This window comes from Halovenus aranensis (assembly GCF_900100385.1).
Classification (GTDB): domain Archaea; phylum Halobacteriota; class Halobacteria; order Halobacteriales; family Haloarculaceae; genus Halovenus; species Halovenus aranensis.
The window spans coordinates 171,011-184,090 of record NZ_FNFC01000001.1 but is presented as its reverse complement, the minus strand read 5'-3'; the positions used below and the strand labels follow the sequence as shown (position 1 = coordinate 184,090).

Genomic DNA, 13,080 nt, shown 5'->3' with positions numbered 1-13,080 from the left:
CGTCCCGCATCGAATTCGACGGCATGACTCCGGCGACCTACCGCGAGGCGGTCGAATCGCTTCACACGTTTTTCCTCAGGTGGTACACCGGCGAGGCCAGCGAGGGGGCGTTCGACGAGTTCGACACAGCACTCGGTCCGAGGTTCAAGATGGTCACGCCAGATGGTACGCGACACGACAGAGAGGCCGTCCTGTCGTTGGTCCGTGACGCGTTCTCCCGGTACGAGCCGGGAACGTTTCGTATCGATATTCGTGGAGTCAACGTCGTCGAGGAGTACGACGACGCGGCGCTCGTCAGTTACGAAGAACACCAGGAGACGCCCACAGAGAAGACGAGTCGCCACAGCACCGTTCTGTTCGAGGTAAACGGTGACGCGCCCGAGTGGCGGTATCTCCACGAGACGTGGCTCGACCGGGACAACTGATATATCGGTCCTGTCGTAACGTCGTCTATGCACGTCGCCGTTCTGGGTGCCGGGTACGCGGGGGTCACGCTGACACGAAAGCTGGAGCGACAGCTCCCGGCGTCTGTGGAGTTGACGCTCGTCGACGGGCGTGAGACACACCTCGTCCAGCACCTGCTCCACCGCGCAGTCCGCCATCCGACAATCGAAGCCCAGCTCGAAGTTCCGTTAGAGGAGTGTTGCCAGCGGGCCAACGTCCGACACGCGACCGTCGAGGCGGTCGACTACGACGAGGGCCGTGTCGAACTCGATGACGGGAGCATAGAGTACGACCTCGGTGCGCTCTGTCTCGGCGCACAGACGGCCTACTACGGTCTTTCCGGAGTCCGCGCTCACGGGACACCGCTGAAGCGGCTACGGGATGCCCGCGCTATCCGGTCGCAGTTTCTCGACCTCTGTGAGACGGGTGGTCGCGTCGTCGTCGGGGGTGCCGGACTCTCCGGGGTTCAGGTAGCCGGTGAACTGGCCGAACTCGCACGCGACAGGGCCGACGCAGATGTGGAGGTCGTTCTCCTCGAACAGAAACCGACGGTCGCGCCCGGCTTTCCAGTGTCGTTCCAAGAGGCCGTCGCCGAGGAACTCGAAACCCGCGGTGTCGACGTCAGGACCAGGACGACCGTGACGGCTGCCGACGAGGAGACGTTGACTACCGCAACAGGCCCAGCTATCGAGTACGACCAGCTCGTCTGGACGGGTGGTATCACCGGCGGCGCGGCGCTCGACGACAGGCGACCACAGGTCCGGTCGACGCTGCGTCTCGGTCGCCGCACGTTCGGTCTGGGCGACGCGGTAAATGTCGTCGACGACGAGGGGAAACGCGTCCCGGCGACGGCACAGACGGCGGTCAGACAGGCGACCGTTGCAGCCGAAAACATCACCGCACTGGCGGAGGGCGGCGTCGGCGGGTTCGAACCACGCCTGTCCCGATACGTCTATCAGTCGCTTGGCTGGGTGGTAACCGTCGGCGGTGGGACTGTCGCACAGGTCGGCTCACAGGTGGTGCGTGGCACCCCAGCGAAGGCACTCAAGACATCGATTGGAGTCCAACACCTCGCCAACGTCGGTGCTGTCGAGGATGCAATCGAACTCATACAGGAATCAGTCAGCAGTCCTCAGGCGTAGCGCTGTAGATCCGGGTTGTCGATAGATTCGAGAACGTCGGCAGCAGTCTCGTCGAGCAGGCTGTGGCCATCCGGAGTCACCGCCCGACCTTCGCCTTCAGCGACCTCGACGTAGCCCGCTTCTTCGAGCTGCTGGAGAATCGTCCGAATGATGCTACCCGAGCCACCGGACGTCTGCCGGGGGCGTACACGGTAGCGCGTCGTCCCCTGTTTCGCGTCACCGTACTCGGATTCGAGGGTTCCGACGCCGACCGGGCCGTCGATGGCGACCTTGCGCAGGATGCTCGCGGCACGTCGTGCCCAGAAGTCTTCCTGTTCGGGCGGCAGTTCTCGGTCGACACCGGTCGTCGTGTACTGGAGCCACTCCGGTTCGTCGAGCGCAGACTCCGTTTGCAGGGTTTCCGTGAGTTCCTCGATTACGTCTTTCGCAGGCGCGTCATAGAGACTTGTCATTGCTACGGTTTTCCCGATGCCGTCATTTAACTGTTGTGAACCGGGTCGGCCGCTGACGCCGGGATTCTTTTCGAAACAGATGCCCGGTGTTTTGTAGGCGAGGACGCTACCGGGGGTATGGACGAACTGGAGGCACTCGGACGGCTCGCCGAGGTCGTTCCCGCCGGCGGCGACGACGCAGCCGCGGTCGACGGGCTTGTCATCACGACGGACATGCTCCACGAGCGGACCGACTTTCCGCCGGGAACGACGCCGTACACGGCCGGTTGGCGGGCGGTCGCCGCGTCGCTGTCTGACGTTGCAGCGATGGGCGGGGAGCCAGTTGCCGCGGTCGCGGCGTACGGTTCCCCGTCTTTCGAGTGGGACGACGTCGCCGCGTTCGTCGAAGGAGCACAGGCGGTCTGTTCGCTGGTTGGCGGCGAGTATGTCGGCGGTGACCTCGATGGCCACGAGGAGTTTACCGTCGCGACCACCGCGGTCGGTCGAGCAGACACGCCGACGCCGCGGACGGGAGCCAGCCCCGGAGACGCGGTCTGTGTCACCGGGACTCTTGGCCAAAGCGCCGTTGCACTCGACTTCTTCGAGCGCGGGGAACACGAGCGGGCAAACGAGCTGTTCCGGTTCGAACCTCGGACATACGCCGGTATCGCGCTCGGAGAGACAGCGACGGCAATGATAGATAGCAGCGACGGGCTAGCACGCTCACTCCACCAGCTTGCGACTGCGAGCGACTGTGGGTTTGCCATCGAGTCACCCCTGCCGTTCGACGACCGTATCGACGAGGTGGCCGACGGCCCCGAGGAGCGTCGCGAGCGCGGGCTGTTTTTCGGCGAGGATTTCGAGTTGGTGTGTACGCTCCCCGAAGCGGCCGTCAGTGAGATGATAGACGAACTCGCGGTCCCCCTGACATGCATCGGGACAGTTACTGAACGCGGCGTCACGCTCGACGGCCAGGAGCTTGCAAACCGCGGCTACTCACACTGAACGTTAGCCGGCGAGTTCGGCCGCCTCGACGATTTCGACCGGGATGGGCGTGAAACACAGCGCCGCGAGGACGAACGTCACGATACCGAGGACGATGCGCTTGCGGTCGAGTGCGCTGTCGTCAATCGGTCTGGCCGGGCCACTGTACGCGAGTCCGATGGCGAAGATACCCCAGAGTATCCAGATTGTCATCGACTGCCAGCCGGAGGTGAGGAACACGTAGAGCGCAAGTGTAAACAGCGCGCCGGGGACGAGTGTCGCGATATAGCGCTGTCGGTCGCCGAACATGGCTCGGATGATGTGCCCGCCGTCGAGTTGGCCGACAGGAAGCATGTTGAGCAATGTCACCAACATCCCAACCCAACCGCCGAAGACGACCGGGTGGACGACACCATCCTCGACTTGGCCGCCGGCACCGACGAGCGTGGCAATCAGTTCAAGCAGCGGCGGATGGTTGAACAACACCACCGGCTGTTCGCCAGATGCCGCCGAGCCGGCCGGCTCCTGAACCGCGAGCGGGTCGAGATGGAGCCCGACCGCAGTCACGACGACAGTTGCGACGAGCCCCGCAAGCGGGCCCGCAACGCCGATGTCGAACAGCGCCTTGCGGTCGGGAATACGACCTTTGATGCGGATAACCGCTCCCAGCGACCCGATAACGGTCGGGACCGGGATGAAGTAGGGCAGGGTCGCGTCGACCCCGTGATACCGACTCATGACGTAGTGGCCGAGTTCGTGAACGCCGAGAACGCCCATGATGGCGACGACGAAGGGCCAGGCTTCGAGCATCCGTAATGGCTGTTCAGTGACTGGTATCTGGTACCAGAAGACCGACCCCGCAAGAAGCGTCGAGGCGATTGTGAGGAAAAACAGAATCACGTTCGTCCGCGGGAAACCACCGGATGTCGACGATGGCCTCGCCACGAGAACGTACTCGCCCCGTGAGAGGTGTACGTCCTCACTGCCGCGGTACCCCTGCTGGAGTCGAATCTCGTACCCTCTGGCGTCGAACGTCTGCCAGAGCTGTCGTTCGAGTTCGTCACCGTTGGCCAGCGGCTGGCCAACGTAGAGAATGGCATCCTCATCGCGGCGGACTTCGTAGACATCGAAGACACCGCTGAACTCGTCGGGGCTGGGCGGCCTATCGGCGTCCCGGCTGCCGGTCATCAACCACGCTATGTGACGTGTCGAAATAAAAGCACGGCTGGGACGACGGGCGGCCGCTTGCGGGCGTCAGGAGGGCTCGACGCGCCACGTCGTCGCGCTCGTGTACGACCACTTCTCGATTTCGAGCTCGGTGGTCGAATCTTTGAGTTTGACCATCAGGGCGCCAATCTCCTTGGGTGAGAGATTTACCTCGTCCGCGATGAACTTGCTTTTGAAATAGACCTCGCCGTCCGAGGCCTTCCGCCTCAGGAATGTGCGGAGCCGTTCCTCTTTCGAGCGAGTGTCGTTTTGGGAGGGCGTGGTAGCGCTCATTGTTACCTCTGTTTCTATCTATCCACGGGAAGAACATATAAAGGAAGGAACGTTTGGGATGGTTCGGTTACTTTCAGCCCAGTACACGAGTTGAAGTGAATTTACAACGTGCTCAAATATGTTTAGACGTTTTATAACCGCCTTTGAGATGTTACTGTCGAGTCGGACCGATTACTAAATATCAGCCACATAACCACGAATACAAAGAACAAGACCGGGAAAAGTAAAATAATATTGCCGGCTACTCCAGACAGCGCCACAGTTCGCGCAAGGCAGCTCGCGAGACCGGGACTGGCTTGACAACGCTTAAGAGTGAATCGAAGTTACGGCGAAGCAATGAAAGTAGTTGTCTCCATCGGTGGGAGTGTCCTCGCGCCGTCAGTCGGCTCCGACCGGGTCGGTGCGTACGCACGCGTCATCGAACACCTTGCCGATGACGGACACGAGTTGGGAATCGTCGTCGGTGGGGGACCGACAGCGCGTGACTACATCGGGGCGGCCAGAGACCTGGGAGCCAACGAGATAGAGCTTGACAACCTGGGTATCGCGGTAACGCGGCTGAACGCGCGATTGCTTATCGCCGCGCTCGACGACCGCGCCGCACCGACACCGCCGACCGACCACGAGACGGCACACGAGGCGTTCCGTCGGGGCGATATTCCAGTCATGGGCGGAACAGTCGCCGGACACACGACCGATGCGGTCGGAACCGCGCTCGCAGAGTACATCGACGCGGACCTGCTCGTGTACGCCACAAGTGTTCCCGGCGTCTACGACGCCGACCCCAGCGAAGACCCTGGGGCAACGAAATTCGACAGTCTATCCGCCTCGGAACTGGTGGACGTGGTATCGGACATCGACATCAAAGCCGGGAGCAACGCTCCGGTGGACCTGCTGGCGACGAAACTGCTCGAACGCTCCGGACTGGAAGCGGTCGTTATCGACGGGACCGAGCCCGAACATCTCGCGTCGGCTGTCGACGGAGACCACGAGGGAACTGATATCGTTCCGGAGACGAAGTGACTAGCCATGACCGCGTCAGACATCGACCCCTACGAGGTACTGGCCGACAGCGACCGAGCGTTCTGGGCCGACGCCGTCGCCGACGCTATCGAGGCCCGTGAGCCCGAAGAACCAATCGTCATCAAGGGCGGTGTCTCGCCCTCGGGGATTCCCCACATCGGCCACGTCAACGAGATACTCCGGTCGTACTACGTCGCGGCGGTGCTCAGGGACCGTGGTCACGAGGTCCGGCAGGTATTCACCGCCGACGACCGTGACCGGCTCCGGAAGCTTCCTCGCCAGCTTGCGGACCTGGAGGGTAATATCGTCGGCCTCGGTGAGGTTGACGCTGGCGCGCTCGGCCGGAATCTCGGGCGTCCCTACACAGACATCCCGGACCCATTCGGTGCCAGTGACTCCTACGGCGACCACTTCACCGAGTTGCTCCGTCAGAGCGTCGAAGAACTCGGCATCGAGGTCGAGTTCGTCTCAAACACCGAACTCTACGAGTCAGGTGCCTTCGACGACGTGATTCGACACGTTCTCGCAAACCAAGAGACCGCCCGAGACGTGCTCTCCGCACATCAAGACAAGATAGACGAGGAGTACGTTCCGTTCTTTGCCATCTGTCAGAGCTGCGGTCAGCTGACGGAGGCGATTACCGGCCTCGACCTGGATGCCGACGAAGTCAGCTACGCCTGTACGGACATCGAAACAGGCGACGAAACGATTGCTGGCTGTGGACACGAGGGGACCGTCACCATCCGAGAGGGGAAGCTCCCGTGGCGCTTCGAGTGGCCTGCACAGTGGAAGGTGCTCGACGTAGACTTCGAACCCTTCGGCAAGGACCACGCCGAGGGGTCCTGGCCCAGTGGGGTCGACGTTGCCCGGGACGTTGTCGACGTCGAACCGCCCGTTCCGATGGTGTACGAGTGGTTCACGCTCGACGGCGAGGCCCTGTCGTCGTCCAGCGGTCACGTGGTCCGAGTCGACGAGGTTCTCGACCTGCTCGAGCCTGAGGTACTCCGATATTTCTTCGTCAAGGAACCACTCAAACAGCGCGATTTCAGCATCGAGAGTATCGACCAGCTCGTCGACGAGTTCGACCGCTTCGAAGCGACCTATTTTGGCGAGCAGGGGACAATTGACAGCGAGCACGCGTTCGTCGAGCAGGCGTATCCGTTCGTCGTCGACGAGATACAGGAAGACCGGGTCCGGATTCCGTACACCTTCGCGGCCGTGCTCGGGATGACAAACGACGAGCAACTCCGTGAGGAGATTGCCCGCAAGCAGGGCCATATCACCGACGACACCCCAGCGTGGGCCGTCGAGGGCGCGCTGGGCCGCGTCGAGCGCGCCCGCAACTGGGCGCGCCGAACCGGCAACGAGTTCGATTACGAGCTCAAGCGCGGAGAGATGCCAGACGTAGACTTCGACGACGAGACGACAGCGGCACTCGACGAACTCGCCGACTTCGTCGCCGAGGGTCACGACGGCGAGGCCATCCAGTCCGAGATTTACGAGACGGCAAAGCGTCACGACATCGATATGGGTGCGTTCTTCAGCGCCGGATACCGCCTGTTTTTCGACGACGACGAGGGTCCACAGCTTGGAACGTTCCTCGGCAAACTCGACCGTGAGTTCGTCGTCGACCGGCTACGTCGCGAGCGATAGTCTCGTGGAGGTAGTCCACACACCAAAGAAAAAGGTATAGCACCGTCGGCCTCACACCAAGGTATATGAGCGAACCTGAGGAGACAGACGACGGCCGCTTCGACCACACGGCAATCGAGCCAAAGTGGCAGCAGGCGTGGGACGACCAAGAGGTGTTTCGCATCGAAGACGACGCCGAGGACCCCGAGTACGTGCTGGCGATGTTTCCCTACCCATCGGGAGAGATGCACATGGGCCACGTCCGAAACTACGCGATAACGGACGCATATGCCCGCTTCAAGCGGATGCAGGGTGAGTCTGTACTCCACCCGATGGGATGGGACTCGTTTGGCCTGCCGGCCGAAAACGCCGCCAACGAGCGGGATGTCGACCCACGCGGGTGGACAATGGATTGTATCGCCAACATGAAAGACCAGATGGAGCTGATGGGACTCGGCTTCGACTGGGACCGCGAGGTCACGACCTGCGAGCCAGAGTACTTCCAGTGGAACCAGTGGTTTTTCCAGCAGTTCTACGAGGAGGATATCGTCGAGCGCCAGACCGCCGAGCTCAACTGGTGTCCCGACTGCGAGACGGTGCTGGCCGACGAGAACGTCAAGGGAGACAACGAGGAGTGCTGGCGGTGTGACACGCCAATCGAACGACGGGACATGGACCAGTGGTTTTTCACCACGACCGACTACGCCGAGGAACTGTACGACTCCCTCGACGAGATGGACGGCTGGCCCGACAACGTCCGGGAGATGCAGCGCAACTGGATCGGCAAACAGGAGGGTGCGTCTGTCTCCTTCGACGTGACGACCGGCGACAGCGTCGACATTTTCACGACGCGCCTCGATACCATCTACGGGGCGACCTTCTTCGCGCTCTCACCGGGCCACGAGGTGGCCCAGCAGATTGCCGAGACCAACGACGACGTGGCCGACTACATCCGCCGCGTCGAAGCGGCCGACGACGAGGAGGTAGACGAGACCTCGGGCGTCTTCACCGGCGAGTACGCCAGGAACCCGGCGACTGGTGAGGAGATTCCGGTCTACGTCGCCGACTACGTGCTCGAAGATATCGGGACCGGTGCACTCTATGCGGTGCCCGCTCACGACGACCGCGACCACGCGTTCGCACGCGAACACGATATCCCAATCGAACAGGTCGTCGAACCGGCCGAGGACGCCGCGGCCGACCCCACGGACATCGACGTCGAGGAACAGGCCTACACTGAGGACGGCGTCCTCGTCAACAGCGGCGAGTACGACGGGCTGTCGAGCGAGGAAGCCCGCGAGCGGTTCGTCGAGGTCTTCGACGGCGAGTTCCGGACCGCACACAGCCTGCGCGACTGGTGTATCTCACGACAGCGCTACTGGGGAACGCCGATTCCCTTCGTCGAGTGTCCAGACTGTGGCTACGTCCCGGTTCCCGAGGAGAATCTGCCGGTCGAGTTGCCCGAGTTCGTCCAGACGACGGGGAACCCCTTAGACGCCGCCGAGGAGTGGAAACAGACGACCTGTCCGGACTGTGGCGGCCCGGCAGAGCGCGAGACCGACACGATGGACACGTTCGTCGACTCGTCGTGGTACTTCCTGCGATACGTCTCGCCAGACCTCGACGACGCTCCCTTCGACACCGGGCAGGGAAGCGATTGGCTGCCCGTCGACCAGTACGTCGGCGGCATCGAGCACGCGACGATGCATCTCATCTACTCGCGGTTTTTCACCAAAGTGCTCGACGACCTCGACATGCTGAACGGGCTACGCGAGCCCTTCGAGAACCTGTTGACCCAGGGGATGGTCCGCAAAGAGGGTGCCGCGATGAGTTCTTCCAGTGGCAACGTCGTCTCGCCGCGTCCGTTCGTCGAGAACTACGGCGCGGACACGGGTCGGCTGTTCATGCTCGACGCCGCCCAGCCAGAGAAGGACTTCGACTGGACCGCCGAAGGCGCACAGTCCGCCCACGACTTCCTGCAGAACGTCTACGGTCTCACGGCCGATTTCGCCGCGGGCGATATCGAGACCGGGGAGGGTGGCACCGTCGAGGACTATCTCGACCGCAAGATTCGCGCGACAGCCGCGATGGCCACCGCGGAATTCGAGCGATTCCGCTTCAACCACGCGCTCCAGGCGGTCCGTGACCTGGTGTCGCTGCTGCGACGGTACGTCGACACCACCGAGCCGAGCGAAGACATCCTCGACGACGGGCTGTCGACGGTGACGCGCCTGCTTGCGCCGGTCGCGCCCCACATCGCCGAGGAGCTGTGGGAGCTACTCGGCGGCGACGGGCTGGTGGCAGAAGCCGACTGGCCCGACGCTGACAAGCCGGACGGCTACGGAGTCGAGCGCCGACTGGTCGAGAACACCCGCGAGGACATCCGCGACATCATCGACGTGGCGGATATCGCCGACCCGGCCCGAATCGAGATTGCTGTCGCGCCGGCGTGGAAACACCGCGTCCGTGAACTCGCCGAGCAGGCAGACGGCGACGTGGTCGGTGCGGTGATGAGCGACGACGACCTCCGACAGCACGGCGAGGCCGCCGCCGACTTCGCGAAGGAGTTCATCGGGCAGGAACACTTCGACGACCAGCTCCCGCCCGCGGAGGAGACAGCAGCACTCGACCGGGCGACGTGGCTCATCGAGCGAGAGTTCGACGCCGACATCGCCGTCTACGGCTCCGATGACGCGCCCGAAGAGCTGGCGAGGAAAGCCACACCTGGTCGTCCGGCTATCAACATCGAAGAGTCGGGCTAGCGTTGCCCTTCGGCGCGGTCGAGGAACACGTCGAACGCGCCGCTTTCTGCGTGTACGTGCGTGTACGTTCCCAGCGTCTGGTATTCCGTTAGTCCGTCGTGGATGCCGTCGATGCCGTCACCGCGTTTCATCTCGAAGACGAATGTGGCATCGCTGTCGACGTTGGCGCTGGAATAGTGGAACTCGTGGCCGCGACGGCTGTCGCCGGCGATCGCGGTCACCGTGTCAGTCTCTGCGCGGAGTTCGACGTGGTCAAGCGCCTGATAGCGGTCGTGCATCTCGATGGCGGCCGGGAGGACACCCGCCATCTCGTGGCTGTCTCCGTCGGCTGTCGTCAGCGTCTCGGATAACGCCATCAGGCCACCACACTCCCCGAGCACCGGGATTCCCTCGGCCGAACGGTCGGCGAGTGTCGACAGCGCCGGACTGTCGGCGAGTTCGGAGCCGTGAAGCTCGGGATAGCCACCGGGGAGGTACACGCCCTCACAGTCTGGCAGGTCGTCGCCGTCTGCTGGCGCGAACGTGACGACTTCCGCCCGGCTGTCGAGACGTTCCCTGACAGCCGGGTAGATAAACCGGAAGGCGCTATCGCGTGCGACCGCAATCCGTGGCGGGTCTGTCGGCCGGTCGGCAGTCGACGCCCCTGTCTCGGGTGTCGGCGGTTCGCTGGCAATCTCGGCAAGCGCGTCCGCGTCGACGTGTGTGGCCGCCTCGTCGAGTACCTCGGGGTCCAGTGGTTCCTCTTCGCCCATGTGGAGCCCGAGATGGCGCTCGGGAATAGAGAGGTCCGACAGCGGCGGGATACGACCGAAATATCGGAGACCGTCGGGGAGTGCGTCCCGGATTCCCCCAGCGTGTCGGCCACCGTGGGTCTGCTGGCTGATGACGCCAGCCACGTCGATATCTCGGTCAGCCTGGGCGGCGTACTGCTGGAAGCCGTACGCGGTGGCGGCGACACTCTCCATACCTCCGCCGCCGTCGACGACCAACACGACCGGCACGTCGAGGGTTTCCGCGACGGCTGCCGTACTCGAATGGTCGCCGTCGTACAGCCCCATGACACCTTCGACGACACAGATATCACCGGAGCCACGGGAGTAGTTCCGACGCGTCCCGTCGTCGCCTTCGAGCCACGTGTCGAGCGTCCGCGAAGGTCTGCCAGCGACAGCCGCGTGATGGCTCGGGTCGATGAAATCGGACCCGGCTTTTGCGGGCTGGACCGTCAGCCCGGCCGACTCGAGCGCTCGAATCGTGACCAGCGTAGCGACAGTCTTTCCGACCCCGGACTCGGTCCCCGCGAGCACGAACCCATCCATTGACTCCAAGTAGCGCCATGACGGCATTAGGTGTGCTGGTTCTGGACGAAAACACGAAGTTTTTATCGCCGGCTCGGATTCTTTCGAGCAATGGCACCCACCCTCGGGCTTGTCATTCCAGCCTATCAGCCCGACATCGAGCAACTCTCCACTTACGTTGACGCTCTCATCGGCGGCCTTGGCCCCGAAACTGTCCGTATCGAACTCGATGCGGCCAGCGAGCAGATAGTCGACCAGCTTGCCGACCTCCCTGCAGAGGTGTCTGCTGTCCCGTACCGCCGCGGCAAGGGGGCGGCGATTACCGCCGGGTTCGAGGCGCTGGATACCGACGTGTTCGCGTTCGCAGACGCAGACGGTGCAACGCCAGCACCGGAACTCGTCCGCGTCGTCGAGGCGGTCCAGACCGGCAGCGCCGACCTCGCGGTCGGCTCGCGACGACACCCCGAATCGACCGTCGCGACCCACCAGACGTTCGCACGGCGACGCCTCGGCGATACGTTCGCCTGGCTGGCGCGGCGGCTGCTCGCGGTCGACCTGCACGACTACCAGTGTGGTGCGAAGGCGCTCACCCGCTCGGCCTGGCGACAGATTCGCGGCCATCTCTACGAGCCGGGCTTTGCCTGGGATATCGAGCTTATCGCGATGGCCGGAGCGATGGGCCTCAGCGTCGAGGAAGTCCCAATAGAGTGGCACGACAGGCCGAATTCGACGGTGTCCCCGGTCCGTGACTCGTTTCGGCTCGCCCGGGCGCTGTTCGGGGCGCGCCACCGTGCAAAGCAGGTCAGCGACAACCCACTTCATACCGCGATTGCACAGCGGCGCGACCAGCCGACAGCGCTCGTCGAGGACGAATGAGCGGGGACTCACTCGACGCGCTCAAGTCGCGAGCCAGATTCGGGAAGTTCGTTTCTGTTGGCGTCGTTGGCGCGATAAGCGACAACTCCATGCTGACGGTACTCGGCCTCGTGTTCGGCGTACCAGAGATGCTAGCAAAGGCCGCCGGCATCGAAACCTCGATTCTCGTGATGTTTCTGGTCAACGAACACTGGACGTTCGCCGACGCCGGCGACCAAGGGACGGTCCCATTTCTCAGACGCCTCGGGAAGTCACACCTCGTCCGTGCCGGCGGCGTCTCTGTCCAGCTCGCGGTCTACTGGGTGCTAACACAGCGACTTACCTTCGAACTGGTCGTATTTGGAGAGGACCTGTGGTTCATCGCCGCAAGCCCCGTCGCTATCGCCGTCGCAATGAGCGTAAACTACGTTTTCGAGAGTCTGTTCACCTGGCAGGTTCATACCGAATCCTGAGTCGTCTATTCTGGTACAATCTCACAGACGGGAACCGAAACGCAATCCTTAAACAGGGACCTCGGTTAAAAACAGGTAGCGGGATGGGATAGCTAGGAGATTCCGGCGGGCTCATAACCCGCAGACCGGTGGTTCAAATCCACCTCCCGCTACTTCTTTCGAGCCCACCACGCAGAGCGATTGTACTGCCGACCGTATCGTGAGTCGGACACGTTTAGACAGCACTGATGTAGGTGCTAGCCGTTTATTCTCGCTGGTCGACAATCTCTTCGAGGGAGCGACGGAGCGCAGAGACGTTCTCTTCGAGACCGGACAGGCGGGTGTGTAGTTCCTGAATCGAGTCGATGTGTGGACTCTCGTCTCCTTGGGCACGGACTGACTCGAAGACCGTATCGAGGTCCGCCCGGAGCTGTTCCTGTTCGGTTTCGATAAGGTCGAGTCGTGCTTCGATTTTATCGAACTCGATGTCGCTCATTTCGGTCTCTATCGACTCGACTCGGTCCTCGATTGAGTCGTCGTCTGGTGATTCTCCCATAGTA

The 13,080-nt window shown here is 62.8% G+C and carries 13 protein-coding genes and 1 tRNA gene; 9 read left to right on the top strand and 5 right to left on the bottom strand.

Annotated elements, in window-relative coordinates; genetic code table 11:
• Positions 1-23 precede the first annotated feature (23 nt).
• Together BLR34_RS00935 and BLR34_RS00930 are read left to right on the top strand one after the other, a co-directional pair.
• The gene (locus tag BLR34_RS00935; protein ID WP_092698493.1) at positions 24-425 is read left to right on the top strand and encodes a nuclear transport factor 2 family protein; all 402 of its coding nucleotides are present in this window, start codon (positions 24-26) and stop codon (positions 423-425) included.
• A 27-nt stretch (positions 426-452) separates the two neighbouring features.
• The gene (locus BLR34_RS00930; protein ID WP_092698491.1) at positions 453-1,586 is read left to right on the top strand and encodes an NAD(P)/FAD-dependent oxidoreductase; all 1,134 of its coding nucleotides are present in this window, start codon (positions 453-455) and stop codon (positions 1,584-1,586) included.
• On the opposite strand, the gene BLR34_RS00925 is transcribed toward BLR34_RS00930, so the two are convergent.
• Positions 1,577-2,038 carry a 30S ribosomal protein S19e gene (locus BLR34_RS00925; RefSeq protein WP_092698488.1) on the bottom strand — a complete coding sequence of 154 codons (462 nt, stop codon included), beginning with the start codon at positions 2,036-2,038 and terminating at the stop codon, positions 1,577-1,579. The two genes, BLR34_RS00930 and BLR34_RS00925, sit on opposite strands and share 10 nt — an antisense overlap.
• Before the next feature lie 117 nt (positions 2,039-2,155).
• Here BLR34_RS00925 and thiL point away from each other — a divergent pair, with 117 nt between their 5' ends.
• The gene (gene thiL, locus BLR34_RS00920; protein WP_092698486.1) at positions 2,156-3,022 is read left to right on the top strand and encodes a thiamine-phosphate kinase; all 867 of its coding nucleotides are present in this window, start codon (positions 2,156-2,158) and stop codon (positions 3,020-3,022) included.
• A gap of 3 nt (positions 3,023-3,025) precedes the next feature.
• Here thiL and BLR34_RS00915 read toward each other — a convergent pair whose 3' ends face one another.
• Both BLR34_RS00915 and BLR34_RS00910 read right to left on the bottom strand, forming a co-directional pair.
• Positions 3,026-4,189 carry a site-2 protease family protein gene (locus BLR34_RS00915; RefSeq protein ID WP_092698484.1) on the bottom strand — a complete coding sequence of 388 codons (1,164 nt, stop codon included), beginning with the start codon at positions 4,187-4,189 and terminating at the stop codon, positions 3,026-3,028.
• Between the two features lie 66 nt (positions 4,190-4,255).
• Positions 4,256-4,501, bottom strand: a complete 246-nt coding sequence (locus tag BLR34_RS00910) for a DUF7123 family protein (protein ID WP_092698482.1) — start codon at positions 4,499-4,501, stop codon at positions 4,256-4,258.
• A 336-nt stretch (positions 4,502-4,837) separates the two neighbouring features.
• Here BLR34_RS00910 and pyrH point away from each other — a divergent pair, with 336 nt between their 5' ends.
• The 3 genes from pyrH (at position 4,838) to leuS (ending at position 9,918) form a co-directional block, all read left to right on the top strand.
• Positions 4,838-5,524 carry a UMP kinase gene (gene pyrH / locus BLR34_RS16795; RefSeq protein WP_176765193.1) on the top strand — a complete coding sequence of 229 codons (687 nt, stop codon included), beginning with the start codon at positions 4,838-4,840 and terminating at the stop codon, positions 5,522-5,524.
• A 6-nt stretch (positions 5,525-5,530) separates the two neighbouring features.
• Positions 5,531-7,177, top strand: coding sequence for a lysine--tRNA ligase (lysS, locus tag BLR34_RS00905; RefSeq protein ID WP_176765192.1), 1,647 nt, complete (start codon positions 5,531-5,533; stop codon positions 7,175-7,177).
• A 65-nt stretch (positions 7,178-7,242) separates the two neighbouring features.
• Positions 7,243-9,918 (top strand): leucine--tRNA ligase, encoded by a 2,676-nt coding sequence (gene leuS / locus BLR34_RS00900; protein ID WP_092698480.1) that lies wholly within the window; start codon positions 7,243-7,245, stop codon positions 9,916-9,918.
• Here the strand turns inward: leuS and BLR34_RS00895 are convergent.
• Positions 9,915-11,234, bottom strand: a complete 1,320-nt coding sequence (locus BLR34_RS00895) for a cobyrinic acid a,c-diamide synthase (RefSeq protein ID WP_092698478.1) — start codon at positions 11,232-11,234, stop codon at positions 9,915-9,917. The genes leuS and BLR34_RS00895 overlap by 4 nt on opposite strands.
• 90 nt (positions 11,235-11,324) lie before the next feature.
• Between BLR34_RS00895 and BLR34_RS00890 the strand changes: the two genes are divergently transcribed.
• From BLR34_RS00890 to BLR34_RS00880, 3 genes are all read left to right on the top strand, one after another.
• Positions 11,325-12,089: a glycosyltransferase gene (locus BLR34_RS00890; protein ID WP_092698476.1), complete on the top strand. Its 765-nt coding sequence runs from the start codon at positions 11,325-11,327 to the stop codon at positions 12,087-12,089.
• A complete protein-coding gene (locus tag BLR34_RS00885) occupies positions 12,086-12,541 on the top strand; it encodes a GtrA family protein (RefSeq protein ID WP_092698474.1) in 456 nt (151 codons plus the stop codon). The genes BLR34_RS00890 and BLR34_RS00885 overlap by 4 nt, the downstream gene beginning before the upstream one ends.
• 77 nt (positions 12,542-12,618) lie before the next feature.
• Positions 12,619-12,693: transfer RNA gene (locus BLR34_RS00880), tRNA-Met, on the top strand.
• Positions 12,694-12,785: 92 nt separating this feature from the next.
• On the opposite strand, the gene BLR34_RS00875 is transcribed toward BLR34_RS00880, so the two are convergent.
• Positions 12,786-13,076, bottom strand: coding sequence for a hypothetical protein (locus BLR34_RS00875; protein WP_092698472.1), 291 nt, complete (start codon positions 13,074-13,076; stop codon positions 12,786-12,788).
• Between the last annotated feature and the right edge of the window lie 4 nt (positions 13,077-13,080).

Excerpts from the sequence above, each read along its gene's own strand:
- BLR34_RS00930 (WP_092698491.1), top strand. The coding sequence starts at position 453 with ATGCACGTCGCCGTTCTGGGTGCCGGGTACGCGGGGGTCACGCTGACA.
- BLR34_RS00895 (WP_092698478.1), bottom strand. The coding sequence starts at position 11,234 with ATGGATGGGTTCGTGCTCGCGGGGACCGAGTCCGGGGTCGGAAAGACT.
- BLR34_RS00925 (WP_092698488.1), bottom strand. The coding sequence starts at position 2,038 with ATGACAAGTCTCTATGACGCGCCTGCGAAAGACGTAATCGAGGAACTC.
- BLR34_RS00910 (WP_092698482.1), bottom strand. The coding sequence starts at position 4,501 with ATGAGCGCTACCACGCCCTCCCAAAACGACACTCGCTCGAAAGAGGAA.
- leuS (WP_092698480.1), top strand. The coding sequence starts at position 7,243 with ATGAGCGAACCTGAGGAGACAGACGACGGCCGCTTCGACCACACGGCA.
- BLR34_RS00885 (WP_092698474.1), top strand. The coding sequence starts at position 12,086 with ATGAGCGGGGACTCACTCGACGCGCTCAAGTCGCGAGCCAGATTCGGG.
- BLR34_RS00875 (WP_092698472.1), bottom strand. The coding sequence starts at position 13,076 with ATGGGAGAATCACCAGACGACGACTCAATCGAGGACCGAGTCGAGTCG.
- lysS (WP_176765192.1), top strand. The coding sequence starts at position 5,531 with ATGACCGCGTCAGACATCGACCCCTACGAGGTACTGGCCGACAGCGAC.
- pyrH (WP_176765193.1), top strand. The coding sequence starts at position 4,838 with ATGAAAGTAGTTGTCTCCATCGGTGGGAGTGTCCTCGCGCCGTCAGTC.
- BLR34_RS00935 (WP_092698493.1), top strand. The coding sequence starts at position 24 with ATGACTCCGGCGACCTACCGCGAGGCGGTCGAATCGCTTCACACGTTT.
- thiL (WP_092698486.1), top strand. The coding sequence starts at position 2,156 with ATGGACGAACTGGAGGCACTCGGACGGCTCGCCGAGGTCGTTCCCGCC.
- BLR34_RS00890 (WP_092698476.1), top strand. The coding sequence starts at position 11,325 with ATGGCACCCACCCTCGGGCTTGTCATTCCAGCCTATCAGCCCGACATC.
- BLR34_RS00915 (WP_092698484.1), bottom strand. The coding sequence starts at position 4,189 with ATGACCGGCAGCCGGGACGCCGATAGGCCGCCCAGCCCCGACGAGTTC.